Origin of the sequence: Halosaccharopolyspora lacisalsi (assembly GCF_014137975.1) — a bacterium.
GTDB lineage: Bacteria > Actinomycetota > Actinomycetes > Mycobacteriales > Pseudonocardiaceae > Halosaccharopolyspora > Halosaccharopolyspora lacisalsi.
The window spans coordinates 145,464-171,508 of the sequence record NZ_JACGWZ010000006.1; the positions used below are offsets into that span (position 1 = coordinate 145,464).

Annotated in this window: 22 protein-coding genes; 8 read left to right on the forward strand and 14 right to left on the reverse strand. The window is 69.4% G+C overall.

The window, feature by feature from the left end; translation table 11 throughout:
- Positions 1 to 2: 2 nt before the first annotated feature.
- The 4 genes from FHX42_RS19560 to thiC form a co-directional block, all read right to left on the reverse strand.
- A complete protein-coding gene (locus FHX42_RS19560; RefSeq protein ID WP_182545886.1) occupies positions 3 to 905 on the reverse strand; it encodes a hypothetical protein in 903 nt (300 codons plus the stop codon).
- A gap of 242 nt (positions 906 to 1,147) precedes the next feature.
- The gene (locus FHX42_RS19565) at positions 1,148 to 3,121 is read right to left on the reverse strand and encodes an FUSC family protein (RefSeq protein ID WP_328796429.1); all 1,974 of its coding nucleotides are present in this window, start codon (positions 3,119 to 3,121) and stop codon (positions 1,148 to 1,150) included.
- A 197-nt stretch (positions 3,122 to 3,318) separates the two neighbouring features.
- Entirely contained in the window at positions 3,319 to 4,191 is an 873-nt protein-coding gene (gene thiD, locus FHX42_RS19570; RefSeq protein ID WP_182545887.1) for a bifunctional hydroxymethylpyrimidine kinase/phosphomethylpyrimidine kinase, read from the reverse strand.
- A gap of 156 nt (positions 4,192 to 4,347) precedes the next feature.
- A complete protein-coding gene (thiC, locus tag FHX42_RS19575; protein ID WP_182545888.1) occupies positions 4,348 to 6,000 on the reverse strand; it encodes a phosphomethylpyrimidine synthase ThiC in 1,653 nt (550 codons plus the stop codon).
- A 453-nt stretch (positions 6,001 to 6,453) separates the two neighbouring features.
- Between thiC and FHX42_RS19580 the strand changes: the two genes are divergently transcribed.
- Entirely contained in the window at positions 6,454 to 6,867 is a 414-nt protein-coding gene (locus tag FHX42_RS19580) for a Uma2 family endonuclease (RefSeq protein WP_235987577.1), read from the forward strand.
- 19 nt (positions 6,868 to 6,886) lie between these two features.
- Here the strand turns inward: FHX42_RS19580 and FHX42_RS19585 are convergent, their stop codons facing one another.
- The gene (locus FHX42_RS19585; protein ID WP_182545889.1) at positions 6,887 to 7,462 is read right to left on the reverse strand and encodes a peptide deformylase; all 576 of its coding nucleotides are present in this window, start codon (positions 7,460 to 7,462) and stop codon (positions 6,887 to 6,889) included.
- A 125-nt stretch (positions 7,463 to 7,587) separates the two neighbouring features.
- On the opposite strand from FHX42_RS19585, the gene FHX42_RS19590 reads away from it, so the two are divergent.
- Both FHX42_RS19590 and FHX42_RS19595 read left to right on the forward strand, forming a co-directional pair.
- Positions 7,588 to 8,028 carry a DUF3263 domain-containing protein gene (locus tag FHX42_RS19590; protein WP_328796431.1) on the forward strand — a complete coding sequence of 147 codons (441 nt, stop codon included), beginning with the start codon at positions 7,588 to 7,590 and terminating at the stop codon, positions 8,026 to 8,028.
- The gene (locus tag FHX42_RS19595) at positions 8,025 to 8,693 is read left to right on the forward strand and encodes a LytR C-terminal domain-containing protein (RefSeq protein WP_182545890.1); all 669 of its coding nucleotides are present in this window, start codon (positions 8,025 to 8,027) and stop codon (positions 8,691 to 8,693) included. The genes FHX42_RS19590 and FHX42_RS19595 overlap by 4 nt, the downstream gene beginning before the upstream one ends.
- A gap of 40 nt (positions 8,694 to 8,733) precedes the next feature.
- Here FHX42_RS19595 and FHX42_RS19600 read toward each other — a convergent pair whose 3' ends face one another.
- The 7 genes from FHX42_RS19600 to moeA form a co-directional block, all read right to left on the reverse strand.
- Positions 8,734 to 10,956 (reverse strand): AAA family ATPase, encoded by a 2,223-nt coding sequence (locus FHX42_RS19600; RefSeq protein ID WP_182545891.1) that lies wholly within the window; start codon positions 10,954 to 10,956, stop codon positions 8,734 to 8,736.
- Positions 10,957 to 10,989: 33 nt separating this feature from the next.
- Positions 10,990 to 11,928 carry a CDP-diacylglycerol--serine O-phosphatidyltransferase gene (pssA, locus tag FHX42_RS19605; RefSeq protein ID WP_182545892.1) on the reverse strand — a complete coding sequence of 313 codons (939 nt, stop codon included), beginning with the start codon at positions 11,926 to 11,928 and terminating at the stop codon, positions 10,990 to 10,992.
- Positions 11,925 to 12,641, reverse strand: a complete 717-nt coding sequence (locus FHX42_RS19610; protein WP_182545893.1) for a phosphatidylserine decarboxylase — start codon at positions 12,639 to 12,641, stop codon at positions 11,925 to 11,927. Before FHX42_RS19610 ends, pssA begins: the two co-directional genes overlap by 4 nt.
- A 480-nt stretch (positions 12,642 to 13,121) precedes the next feature.
- Positions 13,122 to 15,086, reverse strand: coding sequence for a M48 family metallopeptidase (locus tag FHX42_RS19615; RefSeq protein WP_182545894.1), 1,965 nt, complete (start codon positions 15,084 to 15,086; stop codon positions 13,122 to 13,124).
- A 57-nt stretch (positions 15,087 to 15,143) separates the two neighbouring features.
- Positions 15,144 to 15,698 carry a hypothetical protein gene (locus tag FHX42_RS19620; RefSeq protein WP_182545895.1) on the reverse strand — a complete coding sequence of 185 codons (555 nt, stop codon included), beginning with the start codon at positions 15,696 to 15,698 and terminating at the stop codon, positions 15,144 to 15,146.
- A 1,105-nt stretch (positions 15,699 to 16,803) separates the two neighbouring features.
- Positions 16,804 to 17,166 carry a hypothetical protein gene (locus FHX42_RS19625; protein ID WP_182545896.1) on the reverse strand — a complete coding sequence of 121 codons (363 nt, stop codon included), beginning with the start codon at positions 17,164 to 17,166 and terminating at the stop codon, positions 16,804 to 16,806.
- Positions 17,167 to 17,208: 42 nt separating this feature from the next.
- Entirely contained in the window at positions 17,209 to 18,435 is a 1,227-nt protein-coding gene (gene moeA, locus FHX42_RS19630; protein WP_328796434.1) for a molybdopterin molybdotransferase MoeA, read from the reverse strand.
- 109 nt (positions 18,436 to 18,544) lie between these two features.
- Here moeA and FHX42_RS19635 point away from each other — a divergent pair, with 109 nt between their 5' ends.
- From FHX42_RS19635 to FHX42_RS19655, 5 genes are all read left to right on the forward strand, one after another.
- The gene (locus tag FHX42_RS19635) at positions 18,545 to 19,222 is read left to right on the forward strand and encodes a TIGR00266 family protein (RefSeq protein WP_182545897.1); all 678 of its coding nucleotides are present in this window, start codon (positions 18,545 to 18,547) and stop codon (positions 19,220 to 19,222) included.
- 167 nt (positions 19,223 to 19,389) lie between these two features.
- Complete coding sequence (locus FHX42_RS19640; protein WP_182545898.1) at positions 19,390 to 19,593, forward strand: cold-shock protein; 204 nt, start codon at positions 19,390 to 19,392, stop codon at positions 19,591 to 19,593.
- 98 nt (positions 19,594 to 19,691) lie between these two features.
- Positions 19,692 to 20,909, forward strand: a complete 1,218-nt coding sequence (locus FHX42_RS19645) for a serine/threonine protein kinase (RefSeq protein ID WP_182545899.1) — start codon at positions 19,692 to 19,694, stop codon at positions 20,907 to 20,909.
- A gap of 223 nt (positions 20,910 to 21,132) precedes the next feature.
- Entirely contained in the window at positions 21,133 to 22,797 is a 1,665-nt protein-coding gene (gene groL, locus FHX42_RS19650) for a chaperonin GroEL (protein ID WP_182545900.1), read from the forward strand.
- A 157-nt stretch (positions 22,798 to 22,954) separates the two neighbouring features.
- Positions 22,955 to 24,955: a beta-N-acetylhexosaminidase family protein gene (locus FHX42_RS19655; RefSeq protein WP_328796437.1), complete on the forward strand. Its 2,001-nt coding sequence runs from the start codon at positions 22,955 to 22,957 to the stop codon at positions 24,953 to 24,955.
- Positions 24,956 to 24,960: 5 nt separating this feature from the next.
- On the opposite strand, the gene FHX42_RS19660 is transcribed toward FHX42_RS19655, so the two are convergent.
- Both FHX42_RS19660 and FHX42_RS19665 read right to left on the reverse strand, forming a co-directional pair.
- On the reverse strand, positions 24,961 to 25,185 hold the full coding sequence (locus FHX42_RS19660) for a PspC domain-containing protein (protein WP_182545901.1): 225 nt from the start codon (positions 25,183 to 25,185) through the stop codon (positions 24,961 to 24,963).
- Positions 25,186 to 25,403: 218 nt separating this feature from the next.
- Positions 25,404 to 25,961, reverse strand: a complete 558-nt coding sequence (locus tag FHX42_RS19665) for a suppressor of fused domain protein (protein WP_182545902.1) — start codon at positions 25,959 to 25,961, stop codon at positions 25,404 to 25,406.
- Positions 25,962 to 26,045 lie beyond the last annotated feature (84 nt).

Genomic DNA, 26,045 nt, shown 5'->3' on the forward strand with positions numbered 1-26,045 from the left:
TTTCAGGGTGCAGTCAGGCCGAGGAGTGTGTATCCCGCCAAGGTGGCGTCGATGTTGGCCGCCCCTTCCGGGGAAGAGGAGAAGAGGCCCGGGGTTCCGGAGGCGCGGAACTCTTGAACCTCGTTGTGTATTCGCCGCGATTCCTCTCGGTTCGGTTGGGCGCCCGCCAAAGTGGCCGTATACCAACTACGGGAAGCGACGACCAGTTTTCCCGACTCCATGGATCGACTTGTGCGAGCCATCAATTTTTCCGGGTCGACCAGTTTCCGCAACTGCTTTTCGCAGCCGACGTGCCCGAGCAGTTCCAACGCGTGCAGCCAGGGCTCAGATAGTTCGCTCGCGTCCTTGTTCGGCAGTTGGACAGTGGTCTCGGGGCATTCGAAACCGAACTCGAAGCGAGTGACCATCGCATCCGTCCACTTTCCCATGTTCTGTCGAGTCAGCGTCGACGGAACCGGAAATTTTTTCGCAATCCTCTGCCCACGTTCGACGGTGTCGCCACAGTCCATGACGAGTCGCTCGCACACCAGGGCGACGGTGATTTTGTCCGATTCAGGTAGGTCGTCTCTATGTGTGGCCTTTTTGACCGATTGGCGAATCCATTTCGGAGTCGCGTCAAGAGCTCCTGCGGCAGCCAGGACGCGTGCCGCCGTGTACGTTCCACGTAATGTGCCAAGCTGATCGGGATTCGTGCTCGCCGATCCCGAGTCGATGGGTCCCGCCCTGACGAGTCCGCCGCGGCCACGTAGCGCGGGTAGATCTTTCGCGAGCTTTTTGTGATTTTCGTGCTGCTTTTTCGGTGTCTGTTGTTCTCGGTCGCCCCAGTGGGGAGTTAAAACCAGTGCAGTGACTGCCAAGGCAGCTACCAGTGTGACTGTCAAATAGGTTGTTTTGTATTTTGACACGATTTCCTCTTCGTGCGGACAACTCTCGAAAAACGTGTTTCCGCCCCATCTTCTCGGCGGGTCGGCAACACTGACGGCGTGTGGACCGTACCTCCCCGTGGTGGAAGCAGGAAAGACCGTTCGCGATGTAGCTAATCACTGTACTGGTTTTTGTTCGTGATTGTTATTCGAAGTTCACGAGAGGGCGTTCTTTTCGTGTTGAAATTCTGGGCACGGGAAGATGTGCTTTGCGGAGCCGCCCCTCACCGGATGTGCAGGCGTTCGGGGCGGACGAAGGAGATCGTGTAGCTCTTCCAGGGTTCGGGGTAGCCCAGCGTCTGGTCGATGGCGGCGCGCGCGTGCAGCGCGTTTTCCAGCAGCGAGCTCGCCAGCAACTCGGTCGCCGGGACGTTGCTGGAAGGCACGTCCGGAATCGTGGCGGTCGTGTCGCCACCGAGCAGCGTGTCGACGGCTTGCAGGGCCGGTACGGCCACCGCGAGTTCCAGATCCGGCCGGAAGACCAGTGTCGCGAGGTCCTGGCGCAGCGCGTCCAGCGCCACTGCCGCTTCGCGGACCGTGGCCTCGTCGCCGTGCTCGATCTCCGCGCCGTCCGCCCCTTCGAGCAGTGCGGGCATTCCCAGCAGATCCTGCGTACGGCGCAGCGCCAATACGTGCGCGGACCGCAACGCCTGTCGCGGCTCCACGCCACGTCCGGCGGCGCGCACACTGCGCAGCAGTTCCGACAGCGACCACACGGTCGCGCGCACGGTACCGCGCACGTCGGGGACGAGGCTGCCGGGCAGCACCACGTAACTGACGAAACCGACGACGAGCGCGACGGCCGCGCCGATGGCGGTGTTGGCCGCGAAGCTGATGGCCGCGTCGACCAGCGAGCGCTGCACGCCCATCGCCTGGTCGCCGACGGTGATGCCGATGAGAGCGCCCAGCAGCAACCGGTAGTCCCCGCGAAGCTGGTCGACACCCAGCAACATCACGCCGATCGCGACGGGAACGAGCAGGAAAACACCGGGAAGCAGCGTGATGACCACGGCCAGGGCGGTGACCCCGAGCACGGCACCTCCGGTGCGTTCCAGCGCTCCGTTCATGCTGTCGCGGGCCGCCGGTTGCAGGACGACGTACAGGCTCAGCAGCAGCGTGGAGGCGGACGGGTCGTGCATCAGGAACACGAGGACCAGTCCGGCCGCGACCGCCAGCGTGCAGCGCGACGCGTGCCGGAACAGCGAGGAGCGAAACGACAGGTGCGCTCGTACAGCGCTGCTCGCCCGCTGCCGGGTGCCGCCCGGTGTGGCGGGGGCGGTGCTCGTGGTGTCCCGGTCGATCACGGCGGAGCGGACCCGGTGCAGCCCCTCGTTGATGCCCCTGACGGTGTCGGGGACGTCCGTCCCGTGCTGCACCACGGAGTCGGCCGGGTTCATGCGCGCGAGGGACGGTAGGCCGGTGCAGGACCGGGACCGGACGGCCTTGGCCAGCTCGTCGGCCACGAGATCGGCCTCGGCCACGATCTGGCGCAATCGGTCGGCCTCGGTGCGGTTCGCCCGCTGGGCCTGCGCGAGCAGCGTCTCCCTGGCCGCGCGGAACCGTGCCGCCCCGGCCAGCACCTGACCCAACCAGGTGACCCCGCCGTCGGCGCGCCACACCGCCGCGGACTGTTCGATCACCCCCGGCCCCGGCTGTACCAGCGTGCGAGCCACCGCCGCCCGGGTCGCCCTGGTGGGGTCACCGAGGCCGAGCACGATTCGCAGCAGCAGGGCGAACAGCGCACCGAGCACCGCGGAGCCGACCAGCATCGGGGGTGACTGCTCGGTTCCGATGCTGGTGGTGGTCGAAACCAGGGTGGCGGCGGCGACCGTCTGCCCCACGATGCGGTGGTGCTCGCCGAGCGCGGGCAGCATTCCCGCGCCGAACACGATGACGGCGACGAACAGTCCGGCCAGCACCGGCACGTCGAGCAGCAGGGGGCCGCCGGCCATGACCAGCACCAGGACGGGAGCCAGCCGGACGAAGCGACGCAGGTCGGCGCGCAGCGACTGGCCGCCCGCGCCGACGAGCGTGAACACGGCCGTCAAGCCGGCGATCAGAGCGGGAGTGCGCAGGTCCAGCGCCCAGCCGGCGGCGGTGGTCACCACGGCGGCGAGCACGACCATCACGGTGTACTGGTGCTGCCGCGGGTCCGGTGCACCCGCTTCGGTGGCGAGCAGTTCTCGTATTCGTTTCACGCCGATCCAGCCACGTCGTCGATCGTTCCTGTAGTGGAGTCGCGGTGATACGCGCAACCGCGTGGTGGGCGTCCGTCGGGCGTCTCGCGTCTCACCAGGTGTGTCGAACGCGTGCGGGTGTGAAGTTACTTCGTCGGGACGAGAGTCACTCGTTCAGGTGTTGTTCGGATCCGTCGGGCCGCGTGGAGGGCGTCCGCTCAGATCGAACGCGGGCTGTTGCGCCAGAACATCGACACCGGTCCGACGCCGGATCCCAGCGGGTAGGCGTGTTCGACCGAGCGGGTGACGAAGCGCTTGCCCTGCCGCACGGCTTCGGGAACGGTGGCGCCCCTGGCCAGTGCCGCCGTCGTGGCGGAGGCGAACGCGTCCCCGGCGCCGTGAGTGTGCACTGTGGAGTACCGCGGCCCGGTCAGCGGCGTGACCTCGTGACCGTCGAAGAGCAGGTCGACGCACTCGGGATCGTCGCGCAGGTGCCCGCTCTTGATGAGCACCCATTCCGGCCCGAAGTCGTAGATCGCCTTGGCCGCGTCCCACAGTTCCGAGCGGGTGCGCGCGTCGATACCGGTGAGCAGCCGTACCTCGTCCAGGTTGGGCGTCACCAGCGTGGCGCGCGGGAAGGCCCGGTAGCGCAGCGCGTCGAGGGCGTCGGTGCGCAGCAGCGGATCTCCGCCGCGCGAAGCCGCCACCGGGTCGACGACGAACGGGGCGTGCCCGCCGCGTCCGATGCCGTGCGCGTCACAGGCAGAGACCACGGCGTCGATGGTCGCGGCCGAGGCCAGCACGCCGGTCTTGGCGGCGTTCACGCCGATGTCGGCGGCCACGGAGTCGATCTGCGCGGCGACCGTCTCGGACGGGATCTCGACGACGTCGTCGACTCCCACGGTGTTCTGCACGGTCACCGCTGTCACGGCGGTCATCCCGTGCACACCGCAGGCGAAGAAGGCGCGCAGGTCGGCGTGCATTCCCGCGCTGCCACCGGAGTCCGACCCGGCGATCGTCAGCGCCGTGGGCGGCGCCGGATCGTTGGCGGGACGGGCCTCGTGGGAGTGTCGTTCCTGCTCATCGTGCATCGGACTCATGCTACGTGGTCTCGGCGGTACTGCTGGTCGCACGCTCCGCCCTTCCGCGGGAGGGTGCGATTTTCCCTAAAGTTGTGGCACAACTTCAGGGAAAATCGCCACGACCCTGGCGTGGAGAGGGGTCGGGCACCGCTCAGCGGCGGCTGGTCACTCCGCGACGGGCAGGTACACCCGCCCGCCTTCCTCGACGAATTCCCCGGACTTCTCCCGCATGCCGGCGTCGATGGCCTCGACGCTGGTCAGGCCGTACTTCTCGGCGTAGTCGCGCACGTCCTGGGTGATCTTCATCGAGCAGAACTTCGGCCCGCACATGGAGCAGAAGTGGGCCGTCTTGGCCGGCTCGGCGGGCAGCGTCTCGTCGTGGAAGGCCTGGGCGGTGTCCGGGTCGAGCGCGAGGTTGAACTGGTCGTTCCACCGGAACTCGAACCGGGACTTCGACAGCGCGTCGTCGCGCTCCTGCGCCCGCGGGTGTCCCTTGGCGAGGTCGGCGGAGTGCGCCGCGATCTTGTAGGTGATCACGCCGGTCTTGACGTCGTCGCGGTTGGGCAGCCCGAGGTGCTCCTTCGGCGTGACGTAGCACAGCATCGCCGTTCCGGCCCGGGCGATGTCGGCCGCGCCGATGGCCGAGGTGATGTGGTCGTAGGCGGGCGCGATGTCGGTGGCCAGCGGACCGAGCGTGTAGAACGGGGCCTCGCCGCAGAGCTCCTCCTCCAGGCGCACGTTCTCGGTGATCTTGTCCATCGGGACGTGGCCGGGGCCCTCGATCATCACCTGCACGCCGTGGTCGCGGGCGATGTGGGTCAGCTCGCCGAGGGTCTCCAGTTCCGCGAACTGGGCGCGGTCGTTGGCGTCGGCGATGGAGCCGGGGCGCAGGCCGTCACCGAGCGAGAACGTGACGTCGTAGGAACGCAGGATCTCGCAGAGCTCCGAGTAGTGCGTGTACAGGAAGCTCTCCTGGTGGTGGGCCAGGCACCAGGCCGCCATGATCGATCCGCCGCGCGAGACGATGCCGGTGACGCGCTGGGCGGTCAGCGGCACGTAGCGCAGCAGCACCCCCGCGTGCACGGTCATGTAGTCCACGCCCTGCTCGCACTGCTCGATCACGGTGTCCCGGTAGATCTCCCAGGTGAGCTTGGCCGGATCGCCGTCGACCTTCTCCATCGCCTGGTAGATCGGCACGGTGCCGACCGGGACCGGGGAGTTGCGCATGATCGACTCGCGCGTCTCGTGGATGTGCCTGCCGGTGGACAGGTCCATGATCGTGTCGGCGCCCCAGCGGCTGGCCCAGACCATCTTCTCCACCTCCTCCTCGATCGAGGAGCTCACGGCGGAGTTGCCGATGTTGGCGTTGACCTTCACCAGGAAGTTCTTGCCGATGATCATCGGCTCGCTCTCCGGGTGGCAGCGATTGGCCGGGATCACCGCGCGTCCGCGCGCGACCTCGTCGCGGACGAGCTCGCCGCTGACGTTCTCGCGGGTGGCGATGAACTCCATCTCGCGGGTGATCGCGCCGTCCCGCGCCCGTTCGAGCTGGGTGCGGTTCTCGCGTCCGTCGGCCCACCCGGCACGAGCGCGATGGAGCCCACTGTGGACGTCGATGTGCCGCTGGTCGTCGGTGTAGGCCCCCGAGGTGTCGTAGACGTCGAGGTGCTCGCCGTTGGACAGTTCGATGCGCCTGGCGGGCACCTTCAGGCCGGACTCGGTGGTGTGGTGGGTCTTGTGCGAGCCACGGATGGCTCCGGTGGTGATGGCGGGTCGAGCGTCGGACTGATCGGTGCTGATCGGAGACACGTCGGCCATGGCCGTCTCACTCCCTACGCCGGTATTACCCGGTCAGGTTCTGCGGTCGGCGGCGCCGGAACTCGTCCAGCCGCCCTCTCAGCCCGCTTCGGGTGCGAGCTCCCGCGGTTGTCGTTGTCGATGGGCCCTGGGCCCGGTCGCACACACTAGTAGTTGTCGGGCCGTCCGCAAGTGTCGCCGCGGGGAGGAGTTCGCGGCTACGCTGTGAGCAGCCGAGACGATTTCCTGTCGGGGTAGGTGGATACGGTGCGCGGTGACAACGGCACAGGAGGTAACCGCACTATGTGTGCTGCCCCGATCCTCTCGCCCTCGCCCCGGGAGAACCTGGTCGAGACCTGGCGGGGGCTCGACGTGCCCGAGGCTGGCGTGCGGAGGTCATCGAGGAGAGCATCGTCATGACCCCGCCGCCAGGACACGGCCACAACTTGATCGCCAGTTACGTGCACCGCGCACTTGTTCACGGGGCCCCCGGATGACTGGGAGATCTTCCAGACCGCGGGAGTGTCCGTCCCGACGCGTAGTGGCCTGTTCATTCCCGACCTGGTGGTCATTCCCCGGGAGCGGATAGATCGGCTACCGCCGGAGGACGAGCCCGCCCCGATCCCGATGGAGTACGCGCTGCTCGCGGTGGAGATCACCTCGAAGGGCAACCCGGGGACCGACCGCAAGACCAAGCTCCGGGGCTACGCGCACGCCGAGGTGCCGCTGTACCTGCTCATCGACCGGTTCGCCGAAGGAGAGCCGACGGTCATGCTGTACTCCGAGCCCGCTGAGGGGCGGTACCGGCACCTGCTCAGCGTTCCCTTCGGCGAGAAGATCGCGCTGCCGGAGCCGTTCGACCTGATTCTGGACACCGCCGAGTTCTAAAGAGCGCTGCCGTGCCGGGTCAGCCCTCGTCGAACGGGTCGGCCTCCTCGCTCGGATCCCAGGAGAGCCCCGGAACGCCCCAGCCGTTGCGCTTGACGGTCTTCTTTGCCGCGCGCGCGTTGCGGCCGACCAACCTGCTCAGGTAGAGGTGACCGTCCAGGTGGTCGGTCTCGTGCTGCAGGCAGCGGGCGAAGTGCCCCGTGCCCTCGACCTCGATCGGCTTGCCGTCCGCGTCGGACCCGGTGACCCTCGCCCAGTCGGCTCGCCCGGTCGGGAAGGACTCCCCGGGTACCGACAGGCACCCCTCCCAGTCGTCCTCGGGGTCGGGCATCCCCTCCGGGATCGTGCTGGTCTCCAGCGCCGGGTTCACGATCACACCCCGGTGGTACACGTCCTCGTCGTCGGGGCAGTCGTAGACGAACAACCGCAGGTCGACGCCGATCTGGTTGGCGGCCAGCCCGACCCCGTTGGCCGCGCTCATGGTCTCGAACATGTCCTCGACCAGGGTGCGCAGTTCGTCGTCGAAGCGCTCGACCGGGCGTGTCGGAGTGTGCAGCACCGGTTCGCCGACGATGCGGATCGGGTGTACAGCCATGCGCGAAACCTTATCGCCCGGCACCGATCCCGGATGAGATGCGTGACGCGTCCGCGTTATGGATCATGACGTGTTGTAATGAGGGGTGGGAATTACAGCGTTGTGATTCTCCCGCTCGTTGGGCCGTGAGTGAGGCTTGGAGTTACATGGACGCCGCCCAGATGCTGACCGCGAAGGAGATCGCTCGCCAGTGTGAGCAGCTGGCGCGTGGTGTCGAGCCGGACGAGGCACAGGGCCGACGCCTGCGCGCCGTGGACCCCGCGACGCAACCGATCGAGCGACCCGTCAAGCCGGAGGAGCACGGTTCGAGCGGTGATCTCACGGCCCGTGAACGGGGCGTCATGGCCTTCGAACGTCAGTGGTGGAAGGCTTCCGGGGAGAAGGAACGCGCCGTGCGAGAGCTGTTCGACATGTCGCTGACGCATTACGGACGGTTGCTCGACGCGCTGGTGGACAAACCGGCCGCGGTGCGGGCGGATCCGATGTTGATCAAGCGGCTGAGTAGGGTGCGGAAGAACCGGCAGCACGCGGGCTCCGCACGACAATGGGGAAGCGAGCACTCATGACATCCGGGGAACCACCGGCCGGCCCGTCGGCGGCCAAGATCGGCGGATACGTACTTGTCGGCATCGGCGCGCTCGCGGCCGTGTTCGGCGTGGGGACGATGATGACGGGGGAGACGCACAACACCGCGCAGCCCACCGGTGTGACCACGAACCCGCCCGCGTCCTCTTCGACACCGCACCCCACGTCCGAGGCCGATTCCCCGAAGCCTCCGACTCCCTCCTCCGAGAAGAATCGTGCCCCGGCACCGGAGACGAGCGCCCCGCGGGAACCGTCCCGGTCGCAGTCCCGGTCGCAGGCGCCCCCGCGACCACCGGCCGAGGGGACGCCCGAGCGGCCGCGCCCGCAGGAGCCCGAGCAGTCGTCCGATTCGCGGGTCGCCCTCCGGGTCTACAACAACAGCAAGATCCGCGATCTCGCGCACCGGGCCGCCGCCGACTTCCGCGCGGTCGGGTACAAGGTGACCGAGATCGACAACTACTCGGGCCTCATCCCCGAGACCACGGTCTACTACCGGCCCGGGACCCCGGAGAAGGCTCGGGCCGAGGCGGTCGCCGAGCGTTTCGGAGCCAGCGCGAAGCCGCGCTTCGACGGCATCGAGCAGGCGAGCCCCGGGATCATCGTGATCGTGACCAAGGACTACGACGGCCCCGAACCCGGCAAGTGACTTCGGGATTCGCCCGTCCGTGTAGTCGGCACCCGGTGCCTCAGAAGTAGCCGTCGAAGGCGGTGAGCTGTTCCGCGTCCAGGGAGGGACGCACGGTGGCCCGTGCGGTCTCCAAGTGGTTCGCGCGGACCTCGGCGGCGGACAGCGACTCGCGCATCGCAGTCAGCGCTGCCTCGCGGATCAGCGCCGCGCAGTCGGCCGCCGAGTAGCCCTCCAGACGCGCGGCCAGCGCCGTGAGGTCCACATCGGGGGTCAGCGGGGTGTTCTTCGCCGCCGAACGCAGGATCTCCGCCCGCGCGGCGGAGTCCGGAGGGGGAACGGCCACCATCCGTTCCAGCCTTCCCGGCCTGGTCAGCGCCGGATCCACCAGTTCCGGCCGGTTCGTCGCGCCGACCACGACGACATCGCGCATCGGCTCCACCCCGTCGAGCTCCGTCAGCAGCGCGGCCACCACCCGGTCGCTCACCCCGGAGTCCGCCGACTGGCCGCGTCGGGGTGCGAGGGCGTCCACCTCGTCGAGGAACACCAGCGACGGAGCCGCGTTCGAGGCGCGCAGGAACAGCTCGCGTACCGCCCGCTCGGACTCTCCGACCCACTTGTCCAGGAGTTCGGCGCCCTTGACGGAGAGCACGTTGAGCTTGCCGCTGCCGGCGAGGGCACGGACGAGGAAGGTCTTGCCGCACCCCGGCGGGCCGTGCAGCAGCACCCCGCGCGGCGGATCGACCCCCAACCGGGTGAAGGAGTCCGGATACTGCAACGGCCACAGCACGGTCTCGGTGAGCGACTGCTTGACCTCGGTCATGTCGCCGACGTCGTCGAGGCCGATCCCGCCCGTGCTCAGGCTGTCCGAAGCCGACATCGACAGTGGCCGCACGGAACTCACGGCGTCGAGGAAGTCCTGCTGTCGCAACCGGGGCTGTTCGGCTTCGCTGCCGTGCTGGTGCCGCAGGGCGGCGCGGACCGCCGATTCGCGGCACAGCGCGGCGAGGTCGGCGGCGACGAACCCCGGTGTGTACTCGCCGAGCTCGCCCAGGTCGACGTCGGTGTCCAGCGGAGTCTCCCGAAGCAGCACCCGGAGCAGGTCGGCGCGGGTGCGTCCGTCCGGCTGGGTGATGGTGAGTTCGCGGTCGACGAGGTCGGGATCGCGCAACCGCGGGTCCACGGATTCCGGCCGCGCGCTGGTGGCCACGATCGCCAGCCGCGGACGGTCGATCACCGCCGCCAGCTCCTCGAGGACGACGGTGGCCAGCGGTGGCGGGTCGGTGGCGGGCAGCAGGCTGTCGACGTCGGTCACCAACAGCACGCACGGGGCGTCGCTCTCGACCGTGTCCGTGGCCCGCCCGAGCGCTTCCCGGAACCGACGGGCGGCCGTGGCGGCTTCGAGCGCGCCGATGCCGGGAGCGGCGACCTCCACGAGCTCGGCGCCGACCGCGGCCGTCACCGCCCGCACCAGCGTCGCCTTGCCCACGCCGGACGGGCCGCTCAGCAGCACGCCCAGCCGGGGAGCGGCACCGAGCCGTTCCAGCAGCTCGGGTTGCTCGAAGGACAGCCGCAACCATTCGGTGAGCCGGTCGGCCACCTGGCGGGAGCCGACGAGGTCGGAGACCCCCACGGACGGCGGGGCGGACTGCTCGACGGGAGCGGACTGCTCGGCGCGCTCGGGGGCCGCGGCGGGGGAGGGCCGTGGTGCGCTCTCGGTGCCGTCACGCCAGCGCAGCACCGTGGAAGGCGCGACGGTGACGGCTCCCTCGGGATCACTGCCCGCGATGGTGATCAGTTCGTTGGTCCAGGTGCCCCCGATCGCGGCCGACAGACTCCTGCGGACCTGCCCGGCCCCGCTCGCGTTCCTCGGGGCGAGGTCCTGCGGCAGCAGCGAGACGGTGTCGCCGGTCGTGAAGACCTTGCCCGTCAGGGCGAGGCGCACGGTCTCGGGTGCGACCGAGGCGGCGGCCATCCGGGAGCCCGCGATGGTGACGCTGGTGGCGGTGCCGACCCGGGCGGGAGCGACGGCGATCTCGGTGCCCTCGGTCATGCCGAGGTTGATCAGCGTGAGGTCGTCGACCAGCACGACCCCGGCCGGTGATCCGGGGGTCGTCGCCGCGGCGAGCGCGACCGTGGCCCTGGCTCCGGTCAGCCGCACGGCGTCCCAGGGCCGCAGTCCCAGCGCGTCCAGCACTTCGGGGTGCAGCCGTACGACACCTCGTCGGGTGTCCGAGGCGGAAGAGGACAGTCGAGTGGTCAGAGTGATCGACGGGTAGCCCACGCCCCGAGCGTAGGCGGCACTCGCGGAACGCGGTTACCGGGAGCCGGGGCGGTTGCCGCGCAGACCCAGCCTGCGGGAGCTGCGTCGGTCCGCGCCGGAGTGGCCGTTGCGGCGTGGCAGCCGTCGCACGCGCCGCGCCGCTCCCGCCACGCTGCGCCGCAGCGGCGGTCGCAGCCCGAGGCGCTGGTTGCGTCGGCGGATCGCGCGCCGCTCACGCGGTGGCGCCTCCCATGCCTCCGGGTGCTTGGACAGCCACGCGTGGCGGTAAGCGGCGTAAGGCACGTGCACCAGGTAGAGCACCAGCGCCAGCGCCAGCGAGACGCGCGGGAAGGTGACGATCCCGGCGGCGAGCACGGCCACGAGCACGAGCAGCGGCGCCACCATCTTCGGCGGCACCTTGACCGTCTTCAGCGACAGCGTGGGGATTCGGCTGACCGCCAGCACGGCGATCGCCACGATCCACACCATCACCACCGGTTGGGACGCCCACCAGCCGCTCGAACCGAAACGGGCGGTCAGCACCAGCGGCAACAACGCGAGCAGCCCCGCGGCCGGTGCGGGCACGCCGACGAAGAACTCCTTGCTGAAAGGAGGGCTCTCGGTGTCGTCGAGCAGCGTGTTGAACCGGGCCAGCCGCAGGATCATGCACACCGCGAAGATCAGCGAGACCACCCAGCCGACCTTGTTGCCCTGCAACTGCCACACGTACAGGGTCAGCGCCGGTGCCACCCCGAACGACATCGCGTCCGACAGCGAGTCCAGTTCGGCACCCATGCGCGTGGTCGCGTCGAGTAGCCGGGCGATGCGCCCGTCCAACCCGTCGAGGACGGCGGCCACCGCGACCGCGGCGATCGCGCCGTCGAGCTGGCGGTTCAGGGCGAACTGCACGGCCGACAGTCCCGCGCACATCGCCAGCACGGTGATGGCGTTGGGCAGGAACCGCACTCCCGGATTGCTGCGGACGGTGATCATGCTTGTTCCGCCGACGGCAGCTCGGCCAGTGTCGTCTCGCCCCCGACGGTACGTTGACCCGGTTCGACGAGGACCCGTCCGGAGTTCGGGACGTAGAGGTCGACGCGAGAACCGAACCGGATCAACCCGTAGGTGTGCCCGGCCAGCACCCGATCGCCCTCGCGCGCCGAGCACACGATGCGGCGGGCGACGAGTCCGGCGATCTGGACGACGGCGACGTCGTGGCCGTCGTCGGAGCGCACCAGCATCGAGTTGCGCTCGTTGTGCTCGCTGGCCTTGTCCAGGTCGGCGGAGACGAAGGTGCCGGGCCGGTAGACGCGGCCGGTGACCTCCCCGGTGACCGGGACGCGCTGCACGTGCACGTCGAAGACGGTCAGGAACACGCTGACCCGGGTCATGGGCGCCTCGCCCATGCCGAGCTCCGGTGGCGGGCTCGCCTGCTCGACGTGCGAGACCGTGCCGTCGGCCGGGGCGACGGCCACGCCCGATCTGGTCGGTGGTGTGCGCCGCGGTTCACGGAAGAACCAGGCGCACCACGCGGTGGCGATACCTCCGAGAACTCCTGCCGCCCGCCAGCGCCGCCGTAGCAGCAGGGTCGCGGCGGCGGCGCCGAGCACGAACGGACGCCCGGCCGGGTGCATCGGCGGGATCGTCCCGCGCACGAGTGTCACCAGGTGCGTCAACGGACTGCTCTTGGGTGTGGTCTCGCTCATCGAGGTGATTCGCCCCTGTATCGGCGGTCGCGGCGCGGTGACCGAAGCACGGTCGTCGCCGTTACAGCATCGCTGACGCCTTCGCACCGATGTTTCAGGGGGCGGCCTCGATCCAGTTCCGGTACCGTCGAGGTCGACTTCACCTCGGCCTTGCTCCCATACAGGCCCGGGTCGGTACCGGCATCCCCGAAATGCCGGTACCGACCCGGCACCACGGCCGTCGGCACCGCTCTCCGTCGGCGCCGTACGGCCTCCTCATCCGCGGGTTCGTGCACCCCCCGACGGCACACGTACCCGGTGTCCGCGGTCGTTCCCGGGCAAGCGGAACGGGAACGCCCGGACGTCTCGAAGGAGGTCAACGAGCGACGTGGTGTTACGCATCTTCCATTGTAGTTGAGCTCACAAAAAGTCCGTAGCCGCTAATGGAGGACATTAGATACGAATTTTGTGACCCGCAGTAGTTAGACGGCGAGGCGGCTCTCACTCGTTACGGTCCGATTGATCGTCCACGCTCATCCGGGCCCCCATCAGCTCGCCGATACCCTCGTACGGATCGTGGCGTTCCCCCGAGTCGGCGGTGCTGCCGAGCACCAGCACGGCCAGCTCGTCCTCGCTCGTGCTCGTGTTCGCCGGGTCGACCGTGGAGATCGAGTAGTCGTCGAGGTAGAGCTCCAGGGACAGCTCCCACCCCGAGCGCCGTTGGGCCAGTCGGGCCGTGGCGACGTCGCGACTGTCCACCCACTCCACGTCCCTCCGCTCGCGAAGCTCGCCGACCGGTGTCCGTTCGAGCTCGTCGAGCTGTTCGTGCTCGCTGCGGCGCACGCGGGCGAGCACCCCGGCCAGCAGTCGTTGGGCGGTACCGGCGTGGCTGGGCACCAGCAGCAGGCCGCGATCGGTCACCAGCAACTCGTACAGGTTCGAGGCGTACTGCACCGGACTGACGATGCCCGCCAGCGTCGCTTCCGGCTCGTCGGCCGCGGGCTGGGAGTGATCCAGGGGTACGCCCAGCTGCAGCAGGGTGCGATGCAGCCCCGGGACCAGCCGGGGGTCGGCGACCGCGGGGCGGACCAACCGGTCCGGATCGAGCAGCTGCCCGTTGGTCAGGCGGACGTTCGGGGGGCCGTTCCAGTCGAGCTCGTGCTGGGCGTGCCCGGTGCGAACCAGCGCGTCGACGACGGCGGCACCCAGCAGTTCGGTGAGCGTGTCGACCACGGCCTGGTCGAGGTGTTCGGGGTCCATTCCCGGGTTCAGCACCGGGTTGACCAGTTCGCCGCCCTGCTCCCGATGGATCGTGGCCAGCACCCCGGCCAGCGTCGTGTCCTCCGAGACCCCGCTCTGCAGCACCGCCGAGGTCAGCCGCGCGGCCCGCCGCTCGACTGCCCGCGCACCGGCCAGCCGCGCCATCTCCGGCCACGGCACGCGAGGTCCCATCCCCTCGACCATGAGCCGGTCCTCCAGCTCGGGGACGGTCTGCCGGGGATTGCGCACCAGTGCCATGCCGGGACGGTCGTCGGACTCGGCGGGAGCCGACGCGGACAGCCGTTTGATCGCCTCGATGCGCTCTCCGGTCGAGGGACTGTTGCGCTCGGCGACCTCTTCGAGGATCGACTCCTTGGCCCGTTCGGCGAGCTGCTTCTTGCGCTCGACGGTCTCCACGAACGAGCGGAACCCGAGCAGCAGGTCGGGCGTGCGCTCGGCGCTGAGCGCCATGCTCAGGTACTCCTCGGAGTAGTCGCTCCAGCCGAGTTCGATCGCCCTCGTCTTGCGCAGGGTGGTGGCCAGCACCCGTTTGCCCGCCACGCGGGCGGCGCGGGCATCGGCCCCGAAGCGGATGTCGCGTTCGACGGGGGCCGTCAGCTTCGCGTACAGGCCGGCGTAGCCGCTGAAAAGCCACTTGGTGGGGCCGCCGATGAGCTCGGAGGTGGTCGCGGCGACGCCGGCCGCCGTGCGGTGCACCAGCCGTTCGAGCCCGTTGCCCCCCGGGAGCGTCATCTGCTGGGCGATGGCGGTGCGCAGCTCGTCGACCGCGAGACCGGCGACGAAGGGAAGACCGAGCTCCAGCGAGCGGCTCCGCAGGTGCAGACCCAGCAGTGCGGTGTCCTCGCGGAGGACGATGCGGGGTTCGGAGGTGATCCGGAGCCGGTCGGGGGCGGGGGCACCCGTGGTATCGGCGATGTCGCTGATCGTCCGCCACAGTTGCGGCTGCGCCGACTTGTCGATCGCGACGCCGCGCGGCCGCGCTCGCGGGCGCAGCACCGCACGCAGCCCCAGGAAGACCATGGCGGTGACGACGGCGGCGGCGACTCCGGCTCGCAGGCCGTTGCCCGTGTCATAGCGGTAGGTGTATGCGGCGTTTCCGAGCAGTCCGACGACGAGGGCCACCGGCAGGGCGAAAAAGCCGATGTGCAACGCCAGCGCCAAGGCGGCGCGCCAGAGGCTACGCACTGTCTGAAGAACTCCCGATTCCGGTACACGGTCGCGGTGTCAGGCTAGCCGTGCCCGTCAGCCGGGACGCACGGTGCCCACCTCCGGTGCCGGGTTCGTCCGGTTCGGTCCCTGGAGGGGGTTCTGCGGGTCTTCGGTGTGAGGTGCGGTTTCCGGTAGTGGCGGGAGCGGGCGAGGGCGGAGGATGTCGAGGGCGGCCGCCGCGAGGGTGAGGTATTCGGGCAGCGGGCCGGTGGCGGCGGTGAGCCAGTGCGACCGCCCTCCGGGCTGGTTCGTGGGCGGCAGCTCGACGGGACGTCCGGCGTGGAGGTACTCGACGCCGTGCTCGGTGAGGTCGGTCGCGATCTCGTCGGGATCGGAGCGCCGTGGCCGCACGAGGAAGGTCCACAGCGGACCGAATCGCCCCGGCGCGACGAACAGGGGGCCGTCCGCTCCGGAACGACGCAGCGCGTCACGGACGCAGACACCCGCCATGACGGGCATGCGCAGAGCTTCGACGGGCTCGCCCGCGCGAAGGTGGACGGCTTCGGCGGTGGCTTCGACGGACCAGCCGCAGGCCTGGCGGTAGTAGGTGGCGGCGGCGTGCGGTGTGGTGAAGGTGGTACGGGACATGCGGCTCCCTCGGTCTCGCTGAGAGCACACAAAGTAGCAGATCGATGACGCTACGTGAGAACACCTTGCGGATCGGTGCGGGACGCGTTGCTCGAGGTCTCGTGAGTCGCCGCCGTGCTCGTCCGAGCGTCGCATGAGGTCGGCGGTGCCCCGTGGTGGACGCTGCGCGCGGCTCGGGCAGCTTGGGTCGACGTCACTGTCAAGGTCAGCTGCTTCGAGCGCTGATTCGTCCCCTGATCCCCGACACGCACTTCGAGAGTCAGGGTCCGTCACGTCCTCGGGGCGGCTCTGGTCGGTGCCCGCCCGACCCGGTCGACCACCCCGTGCGGCCGCTCGGGAATCCGGACGTCGGTCCGTTTGATGTCCTCGTGCGGATCGAGGGGGGAGCTCCGATCTGCATGACGTGCTGCCCGCAGCGCATCCGTACGATCCGTGTGTCGTGTTCTTCGCTGGTCAGGTGTGGTCGGCTGCAGCAGTGGTGAACCGCGTCGGCATTTCGGGGAATCCGCTTTGGCGTGAATCCTTTGGCTTTGCCGAAATTGACGTCGTTTTCTGCTCGCTGCTTTGGGTTTGCGAGGTGGAACTGAGGCGTCGCTCGTGCCGGGGAGGAAAACCCGTGTGCGGTCTTCACGAGTTCTCCGCCCTTGGGGGGCGGTTGCTTCCGGTCCCACATCCAGCTTTCCTGCGGCGGGGGGTCGAATCCAATGGTATCCGGGGTCTTTGCCGCATGCTGCGTTCCAATTTTCGGGCAGGTTGGTGTTCGTCGGAACCGGGTTCTCGGCGGGGTGCTTGGCGCGCCATTTAGCCTGGTGGGGGGTGTTCGGGCTGCGACGGTGCCGCCGAGTGTCGATGCGACCACGCCGAGCGTGGCCACCCACCTTTCTTTGTGGTGGTCATTGGTGGTTTATCGATTGACTTTTTTTGACCTGTTTGGTCCCTTCTGGGGAAGCGCGTCGATTTCGTTCGCTGTCTCCGTGGCCTTCTGGTGGAACTGCTCCTCGGTGAGGTCGTCGCCGTACTGCTGGTAGAGCTCGATTCCGGCGGGCACGGTGACCTGGACCCTTGGTCGTCCTTGCCGGCGCTTCGCCGATGGAACTCCCCTCGATCAGGAACTCCGGGTCGGTTCCCATCGCCGCGCCGACGTGTCCGGAGTGCATGCCGGCCCGGATGTCATAACTGACCAACCGGTTCTGAGCAGGGTGGGTCCGAGCTTGAATTCCTCCTGCTCCAGGCTGCCCGCCGCCTCGGAGGTGGCGTCGTCGGCGTGATGGTGATGGCCGTCGGTGCCCGGACGTCGGTGAACGTCGGCCGCCGCGCGCGAGGCGCGGTCCAGCACTTCGGTGTTCACCCGGATGCCGTTCGACGGCCCGAAGGCGGCGGGTCCCGGCGGCCCCTGGGAACCGTCGGGATCCAGCCCCTCCTCGCACTGCTCACGTGCGACCTCCTTCGTCCAGCTGATCGACACCAACCGGGGAAAGAGGCCGCACGGGGTGATTCGCGAAAACGGTCCTCAGTCGACGAGCCAGGTGGTGACCGGGCTGCCCGCGGGAATCTCCGCGGCGTCCTCGTCGATGTCGAGCAGGCAGTTGGCCCGGGCCATGGCCGACAGCAGGTGCGAACCCGGTCCGCCGTGGGGGGTGACCGTGCCGGTCTCGGCGTCGAAGAGCCCCCTGCGGTACTGGCGCTTGCCCGGCGAGGAGGTCAGCGACTCGGTCAGCGTCGCCTCGCGCCTGGGGCGCAGCGTCACCTCGTGACCCGCCGCCCGGCGCAGCGCGGGACGGACGAACACCTCGAACGAGACCATCGAGCTGACCGGGTTGCCGGGCAGCGTGACCACGGCCGGCCCTCCCCGGTACCGTCCCAGCCCCTGCGGCTTGCCCGGCTGCATCGCGACGCTGGTGAACTCCACGCCGTTGTCGGTCAGCGCGTCCTTGACCACCTCGTAGGCGCCCGCGCTGACCCCGCCGGAGGTGATGATCAGGTCGGTCGTGTCCAGGTGCGGGGCGAGGGCGGCGTGGAAGGCGTCGACGTCGTCGGGAACGAAGCGCAGCAGGTGGGCCTGCCCGCCGGCCTGGCGCACGGCGGCGGCCAGCATCATCCCGTTCGACTCGTAGATCTGCCCCGCCCGCAACGGTTCTCCGGGCGCGACGAGTTCCGACCCCGTGGACAGCACCAGCACCCGAGGGGGTCGGTGCACCGGTAGTCGGGCGGTCCCCACCGCGGAGGCGACGCCGAGATGAGCGGCATTGAGGGAGGTGCCCACCGCGAGCACGCGCGTCCCCGCACTCACGTCCTCGCCCGCGCGACGCAGATGTGCGCCCGGACGCGCGGCCTCGTACACGCTCACCTGCTCGGTGCCTCCGTCCGTGCGCTCCACGGGCACGGTCGCGTCCGCTCCCGGGGGCACTTGCGAACCGGTCATGATGCGGTGCGCGGTTCCCGGCTCCAGCGCGGGCAGTTCGATGCGGCCGGCCGGGATGTCGGCGGTGACCGGAAGCATCACCGGCTGCTCCGGACCGGCCCGGGTGAGGTCCACCGAGCGGACGGCGTAGCCGTCCATCGCCGAGTTGTCGAACGGCGGCAGCGGGATCGTGCTGGTGAGGTCCTCGGCGAGTGCGAGCCCGAGGCAGTCGTCGAGCGAGCGGTGTTCGATCGCCGTCGGCTCCAGCAGCGCCGCGACCTTCGCGCGGTGCTCGGAAACCGGAACCAGCGGGGAAGGATGAGTCGTGTCGGCCACGTCCCCGATGGTCCGATACCGGCCGAGGCCGGGTGAACCCGAGGCCGGAGAACCGTGTCGTGGCAGACTTTCCGCTCGGCCGCGACAGGCCGTTGCGAAGGAGGCGTTCGTGCAGGTGTGCACTCGGCACACGCCGTCGTTCGGCGTGGCTCGACTGATGCTCGCCGCGGGGGAGTCGGCCGGAGTCGAGTCCGGTGCGATGTTGGCGACCAGCTACGGACTCGCCGTCGACACCCGTCCCGGGGGCGGGATGCTGGCAGCGGCCAGGGCGGCCTTCGGTGGCGAGCACTCCTCGGTGGTGACCTACACCGCTTCCGGGCAGAGCGGCTGGGTGGACGTGGCGCCGAGCCTGCCCGGCGATCTCGACGTGCTCGAACTCGACGGCCAGGGGGGATGGTGCGTGTCCCGCCAGTGCTGGTTGGCGGCAGCGAGCACCACCAGGGCGCAGGCGCAGTGGAGCGGGTTCCGGAACCTCTTCGGTGGCGAGGAGGGCTTCCTGACCCATGTCACCGGCCAGGGGCCGCTGGTGGTGTGCTGCTACGGCGCGCTGGACGTGGTGACGTTGTCACCGGGGGAGTTCGTCACGATCGACGCGGGGCATCTCGTGGCCTACGCGGATTCCGTGCAGTCCCGGCTGCGCCAGCTCGAACAGGGAGGTGCGCAGTCGTTGCGCACCGGTGCGGGGCTGGTGTTCGACTTCGCGGGGCCCGGTCGGGTGCTGACCCAGACCCGCGACCCGCGCGGACTGGCGGCCTGGCTGCGCCACCACGGCTCCGTCGGCCGCTGAGTCGACGGGGCTACGTGCGGTGAGCGTGAACACCACCCGTTCGGCCCAGCGCCGCGGGCGTTTTCGGCGGGTCGAAGCCGAAGACGAACCCCCCGACGTCGGGTAGCGTGTTCCGTGCTCCAGCGGCGCTTCGTGCGTCGTGCATCACAGTTCACGAGGAGGACGCCGTGGCGGTCGGCACGGTCAAGTGGTTCAACGCGGAGAAGGGGTACGGGTTCATCGCCACCGATGGTGGATCCGACGTCTTCGTCCACTACTCCGCGATCAACATGTCCGGGTTCCGCACCCTCGACGAGGGCGAGCGGGTCGAGTACGAGGTGACGGCGGGACGCGACGGTCGTAGTCAGGCCGACGGCGTTCGCAAGCTGTAGGTGCCGACGGTCCGGTCCGCTCGGGCCGGGCCGTCGTCCGTTGACGGACTCGTCGAACCGGCAGACGGCGGTATCGGCGGAACGTTAGGCTGCGGTGCGTGTCGGAAGACCTCACCGGACGCCGTCTTGGCCACTACAAAATCGACGAGGTGCTCGGTCGCGGCGGGATGAGCGTCATGTACCGCGCCACGGACACCCGTCTCGGCCGCAAGGTCGCCCTCAAAGTCATGGGTGAACACATCACCGGTGACGCGGAGTTTCGAGAACGGTTCGTCGACGAGGCCCGCAACACCTCGGCCATCGACCACCCGAACATCGTGCCGCTGTACGACTTCGGCGAGGTCGACGAGATGCTCTACATCGCGATGCGACTCGTCGAGGGCTCCGACCTGGCCAAGCTGATCTCGGAGGGGCCGATCTCGCCGCAGCGGGCCGTCGACCTGCTCGAACAGATCGGTGAGGCGCTGGACCTGCTGCACGAGCGGGGGCTGGTGCACCTGGATCTCAAACCCGCCAACGTGCTGGTGACCTCCAAGGAGGCCTCCCACGAACACGTCTACCTCGCGGACTTCGGCCTGACCCGCAGGGGCGCGACCGGGCACCGCACCAGCAGTGGTGACTTCCTCGGTTCGCCGACCTACGCCGGTCCCGAGCACCTGCGCGGTGAGCCCGTGGACGGGCGCACCGACCTGTACGCGCTGGCCTGCATGCTCTTCGCCTGCCTGACCGGGCGTCCACCGTTCAAGGGCCAGGTCCAGGAGGTCATCCAGGGCCACCTCGGCGGCGAACCGCCCACCGTGACCTCGCAGGTCGTGTTGCCTCCGGCCATCGACGACGTGCTGCGCAAGGGGATGGCCAAGACGCCGGACCAGCGCTACGACGACTGCAAGGAGCTGATCGCCGCGGCGCGCGGTGCGCTGGCTCCCGCGCTTCGCTCCGGGAACCAGCCCGCGGGAGCCCAGCCCGGTCCGCAGGCTCCCGGGCCGCCCTCGGGACCGCAGCTGGTCCAGCCGCCGCCTCCGCAACCTCAGGGACCGTCCCAACCCGGGCCACCCCAGCCGGGGCCACCCCAGCCCGGGCCCCCTCAGCCGCCCGGCGGCTACGCGCCGCAACCTCCGATGCAGGGGCCTCCGAACACGTTGCCGCCGCCGAACAGCGACCCGGTCCGGCTGCGTCCACCCATGCCCGCCCAGCCCGCCTCCTTCGCCACGCGCAAGGAGAGCTCGGCCCGCTGGGTGGTTCCGCTGCTGGTGGGCTCGGCCGTGATCCTGATCGTGGTGCTGTTCATCATCATGGGTAGTTCGATCGGCTCCTGAGACGCGTCAGCTTGCACTCCATGCCCGGGAGTGCTAAACACGGAGTTGGCACTCGTTAGGATTGAGTGCCAGGTCGGGACGGTGAGGCCGGTACCGCTGGTGTCCACTGCGACACTCGCGGAACGGTCGTCCGTCGCGGGCACCGGGCCTGGCCGAGCACGAGTCCTGCCGTGGGAGTCCCTGTGGCTTCGCGGCGTCCAGACAGGTGGAGGACCACACCGCAATGGCCAAGATGATCGCGTTTGACGAGGACGCCCGCCGCGGTCTTGAGCGCGGCATGAACACCCTCGCCGACGCCGTCAAGGTGACGCTCGGCCCGAAGGGTCGTAACGTCGTGCTCGAGAAAAAGTGGGGCGCGCCGACCATCACCAATGACGGCGTCTCCATCGCCAAGGAGATCGAGCTCGAGGACGCCTGGGAGAAGATCGGCGCCGAGCTCGTCAAGGAGGTCGCCAAGAAGACCGACGACGTCGCGGGTGACGGCACCACGACCGCCACCGTGCTGGCCCAGGCGCTGGTGCGCGAGGGTCTGCGCAACGTCGCGGCCGGCGCGAGCCCGACCGCGCTGAAGAAGGGCATCGAGAAGGCGAGCGAGGCGGTTGCCGAGCAGCTGCTCAAGTCCGCCAAGGAGATCGAGACCAAGGAGCAGATCGGCGCGACCGCGGCGATCTCGGCCGGCGACTCCCAGATCGGCGAGCTCATCGCGGAGGCGATGGACAAGGTCGGCAAGGAAGGCGTCATCACCGTCGAGGAGAGCAACACCTTCGGGCTCGAGCTGGAGCTCACCGAAGGCATGCGCTTCGACAAGGGTTACATCTCGCCCTACTTCGTGACCGACCAGGAGCGGATGGAGGCGTCGCTGGAAGACCCCTACATCCTGCTGCTGAGCTCGAAGGTCTCCAACATCAAGGACCTTCTCCCGCTGCTGGAGAAGGTCATGCAGTCCAACAAGCCGCTGCTGATCATCTGTGAGGACGTCGAGGGCGAGGCGCTGGCCACCCTGGTCGTCAACAAGATGCGCGGCACCTTCAAGTCGGTCGCCGTCAAGGCTCCCGGCTTCGGCGACCGCCGCAAGGCGATGCTGCAGGACATGGCCATCCTCACCGGCGGCCAGGTCATCAGCGAGGAGGTCGGCCTCAAGGTCGAGAGCGCCGAGCTGGACATGCTCGGCCGTGCCCGCAAGGTCGTGGTCACCAAGGACGAGACCACGATCGTCGAGGGCGTCGGCGACGACGAGCAGATCTCCGGCCGGGTCAACGAGATCCGTGCCGAGATCGAGCGTTCCGACTCGGACTACGACCGCGAGAAGCTGCAGGAGCGGCTGGCCAAGCTGGCCGGCGGCGTGGCCGTCATCAAGGCCGGTGCGGCGACCGAGGTCGAGCTCAAGGAGCGCAAGCACCGCATCGAGGACGCGGTGCGCAACGCCAAGGCCGCCGTCGAGGAGGGTGTCCTCGCCGGTGGTGGCGTGGCCATGCTGCAGGCCGCCGTGGCCGCGTTCGACGGTCTGAACCTGGAGGGTGACGAGGCGACCGGCGCCAACAGCGTCAAGGCCGCCGTCGAGGCCCCGCTCAAGCAGATCGCCGTCAACTCCGGTCTGGAGGGCGGCGTCGTGGTCGAGAAGGTCAAGGGCCTGTCCGCCGGCCAGGGTCTCAACGCCGCCAGCGGCGAGTACGAGAACCTGATCGACGCGGGCGTCATCGACCCGGCCAAGGTCACCCGCTCGGCGCTGCAGAACGCGGCTTCCATCGCGGGTCTGTTCCTGACCACCGAGGCCGTCGTGGCCGACAAGCCGGAGAAGAACGGCGGCGGCGGCGAGGCCGGCGGCGGCGACCCGACCGGCGGCATGGGCGGCATGGGTGGCATGGGCGGTATGGGCGGCATGATGTGAGCCAGTCTCACTGACGCCCGTGCCCACGCACGGACATGCGCGAGAGGGCCGTTCCCCCGAGGGGGCAACGGCCCTCTTTCGTGTCGGGGGTGATGTGTCAGTCTGGTCACCGGCGATCGTCACCCGCCGGTCGCCCACCGGGAAACGAGGAGGCACAGTGGCTCGGTCGCATCGTGGGCGTTCGATGGTGCTGGCTTCGCTGCTGTGCACGTTGCTGGCGGCCACGGCCTGCACCAACACCGCACCGCCGGAACGGGGCGGTTCGACATCCGGTGCCGAGGCGCACGACGCCGGTATGCCCGGTGTGACGCCGAAACCGCGGATGATGGTCGACCTGGGGCGGGACATCCGGGTGCACGGCAAGGTCGCGGTCGTGGTGGACCCGCTCGTGGACCCCTCCACGCGGGAGCTGGCCGTGCGCGTGCTGCGTGTGGCCGGGGCCGACGAGGTGATCGTGCGCGAGCCCGGTCCGACGGTCGAGGGCGTCACGTTGCGGGTCCGGCTCGGTGATCGGGTGCGCCCCGGCATCGTCAAGGGCTTGCAGCGGGTCGGCTTCGGTGCTCCCAGGCCGCTCGAGCCCGAGGGCTACGTGGTGGCCGCCAAGGGCGGAGACGAACCGACCCTGCTGCTCGGGGCCAGTGACTCCGACGGCGCCTACTACGCCGTGCAGACGCTGCGGCAACTGGTCACTCCCGGCGGCATCGCCGGAGTCGGCATCGTCGATCACCCGGCACTGCCCGTGCGTGGCACGATCGAGGGTTTCTACGGCAGTCCGTGGACCCACGCCGAGCGCATGGACCAGCTCGCCTTCTACGGTGCGGTCAAGTTCAACACCTACGTCTACGCGCCCAAGGACGATCCCTACCACCGGGAGCGGTGGCGCGATTCCTACCCGAAGGCCAAGCTCGCGCAGCTCCGGGAGCTGATCGGGCAGGCGGCGGCCCACCACGTGGACTTCACCTTCGCGCTCTCGCCGGGAACGTCGATCTGCTACAGCGATCCGTCCGACTGGGACGCGCTGGTGGCCAAGATGCAGCAGATGTACGACGCGGGTGTGCGCAGTTTCGCGCTGCCGCTGGACGACATCACCTACACGCGGTGGAACTGCGCTGCCGACCGGAGGGCCTACGGTGCGCCCTCCCCGGGCGCGGCCGGTCGGGCGCAGGTGGACCTGCTCAACCGGTTGCAGCACGAGTTCGTCGACACGCACCCGGGCACGCGGCCGTTGCAGATGGTGCCCACCGAGTACTCCGACGTGGAGGACTCGGCCTACAAGAGCGCCCTGCGCGAGCGGCTCGATCCGCGTGTGCGGGTGATGTGGACCGGTGACGGTGTCATCCCCGGGGACGTCACGGTCGACAAGGCGAAGCAGGCGACCGAGGTGTGGGGCCGCGAGGTCATGCTGTGGGACAACTACCCCGTCAACGACTTCGACGCCTCCGAGGGGCGGTTGATGGTCGGGCCGTACGCCGAGCGCGAGCCCGGGCTGTCCGAGCACCTGAGCGGGCTCGTGGTCAACCCGATGAACCAGGCCGCGGCCAGCGAGGTCGTCGAGATCGGAGCCGCCGCCTTCGCCTGGAACGACGAGGAATTCGACCCGCGGCGAGCCTGGCGGGCGGCGGCCGAGTACCTGTCCGGCGACCGCCTCACCGACGGTGGGGACCTGCGGCCGGATCCGGCGACCGTCGAGGCGCTGATGGTGTTCTTCGACCTCAACCACGCGGCACCGCTGGCAGATGGTGACCTGTGGCTGCGCTCGGCTCCCGAGCTCTCCCGCCGCCTGGACGAGTTCCGCGCCGCGTGGAACAGCGGTGACCGCGCCAAGGCACTGGCGGACCTGCGCGGTTACGCCCAGCGGATCGCGGACGCGCCCGAACGGATTCGTGCCGGTGCCGCGCAGGACTTCGTCGCCGACGCGAAACCCTGGCTGCGGGCCACGGACCTGTGGGGGGACGCCTTGCTGGCCACATTGGACGGTTTGCGGGCGCGGCTGGACGGCGGTTCGGCGCGTGCCGAGGAGCGTTTCGCGGCGGCCGCCGAGCTGGCGCGCCGGGCCGGTGCCGTGCGGACCATCCCGGGCGAGAGCAGGCCGCAGGGGCCGGTCAAGGTGGCCGAGGGCGTGCTCGACACCTTCGTCCGCCGGGCCCCGGAGATGTAGTCGCCTCAATCCTCCGGTACCAGCAGCCAGCAGGCCGCGTAGACGAGGATGCCGGTGCCGAAGCCGAGCAGGGTGGCGGCGACCAGGAAGATCCGCACGAGGACGGCGTCGGTGCCGAACAGCTTCGCCGCCCCGCCGCACACTCCGGCGATCATGCGGTCTTCCCGGCTGCGCCGGAACCGGCGAATGCCCGAGTCGTTCTTGGGGGTGATCGTGTTGTGGTCGGTCATGTCCCCAGTGTGGGAGCGCCCGCGCCCCGTTGCCTCGGGGGAGGACCCCGACCTTGCCCGGAGGTGCCCCCGGTGTTCGGTGCGGGAGTCGCGCTTCGGTGCCGCCGCGGCGGGGCGTGGTGTACATCGCCGTGGTCCGATGCGATTTTCCCTGAAGTTGTGCCACGACTTCAGGGAAAACCGTGCGCCCGACGCCCTCGGGTTGACGGTGCCGCGTCTCAGGCGACGGCGCCGCGGTGCACGTCGAGCAGGTCGCTGCTGTACTGCTCCCACCGGTCGTAGAGCACGTCGCTGCCGTATCGGGCCACGAGCTGGGCCTCGGCCCGGGTGATCGGGATGAGCGTGATGATCCGCAGGACCCCCGTGCCCTCCTCGTCGCGCAGCACGTCGAAGTCCTCGCCGAGGTAGGGGTGCGGTGCGGCCAGCGCTCCGCTGATCTCGGTGTCCGGCAGCAGCGAACGGTCGTTCATGATCAGCGCGCCCGGCCCGACCCTGCTCTGCGACTCGCTGAGCAGTTCGGCGATCACCCCGGTGAGATGGCGGGCGTAGCGCTCCTGCCCGGCGTAGAGGGTGCACACGAGCTCGTGCGGCAGCGGCGCCCCGGCGGTGTGCGAGCGCAGCCCGCTTGTCAGCACCGACACGTGCGCGCCGTGCGCGGGGTCGCAGTAGACCAGGTGGTAACCGCGATCCCTGTCGCCCACCTCCGGACTCTCCGCACCGCGAATCCTCCCCAGGTGCGCTTCGACGTGCGCGGGGAAACCACTGAACCGGCTCATGCTCCACCTCGTCCGGACCTGCGAACCGACTCAGTATGGCCCGTACCGGTCCGGGTGGTGACAGCGGGACTGCTCAAGATCGTC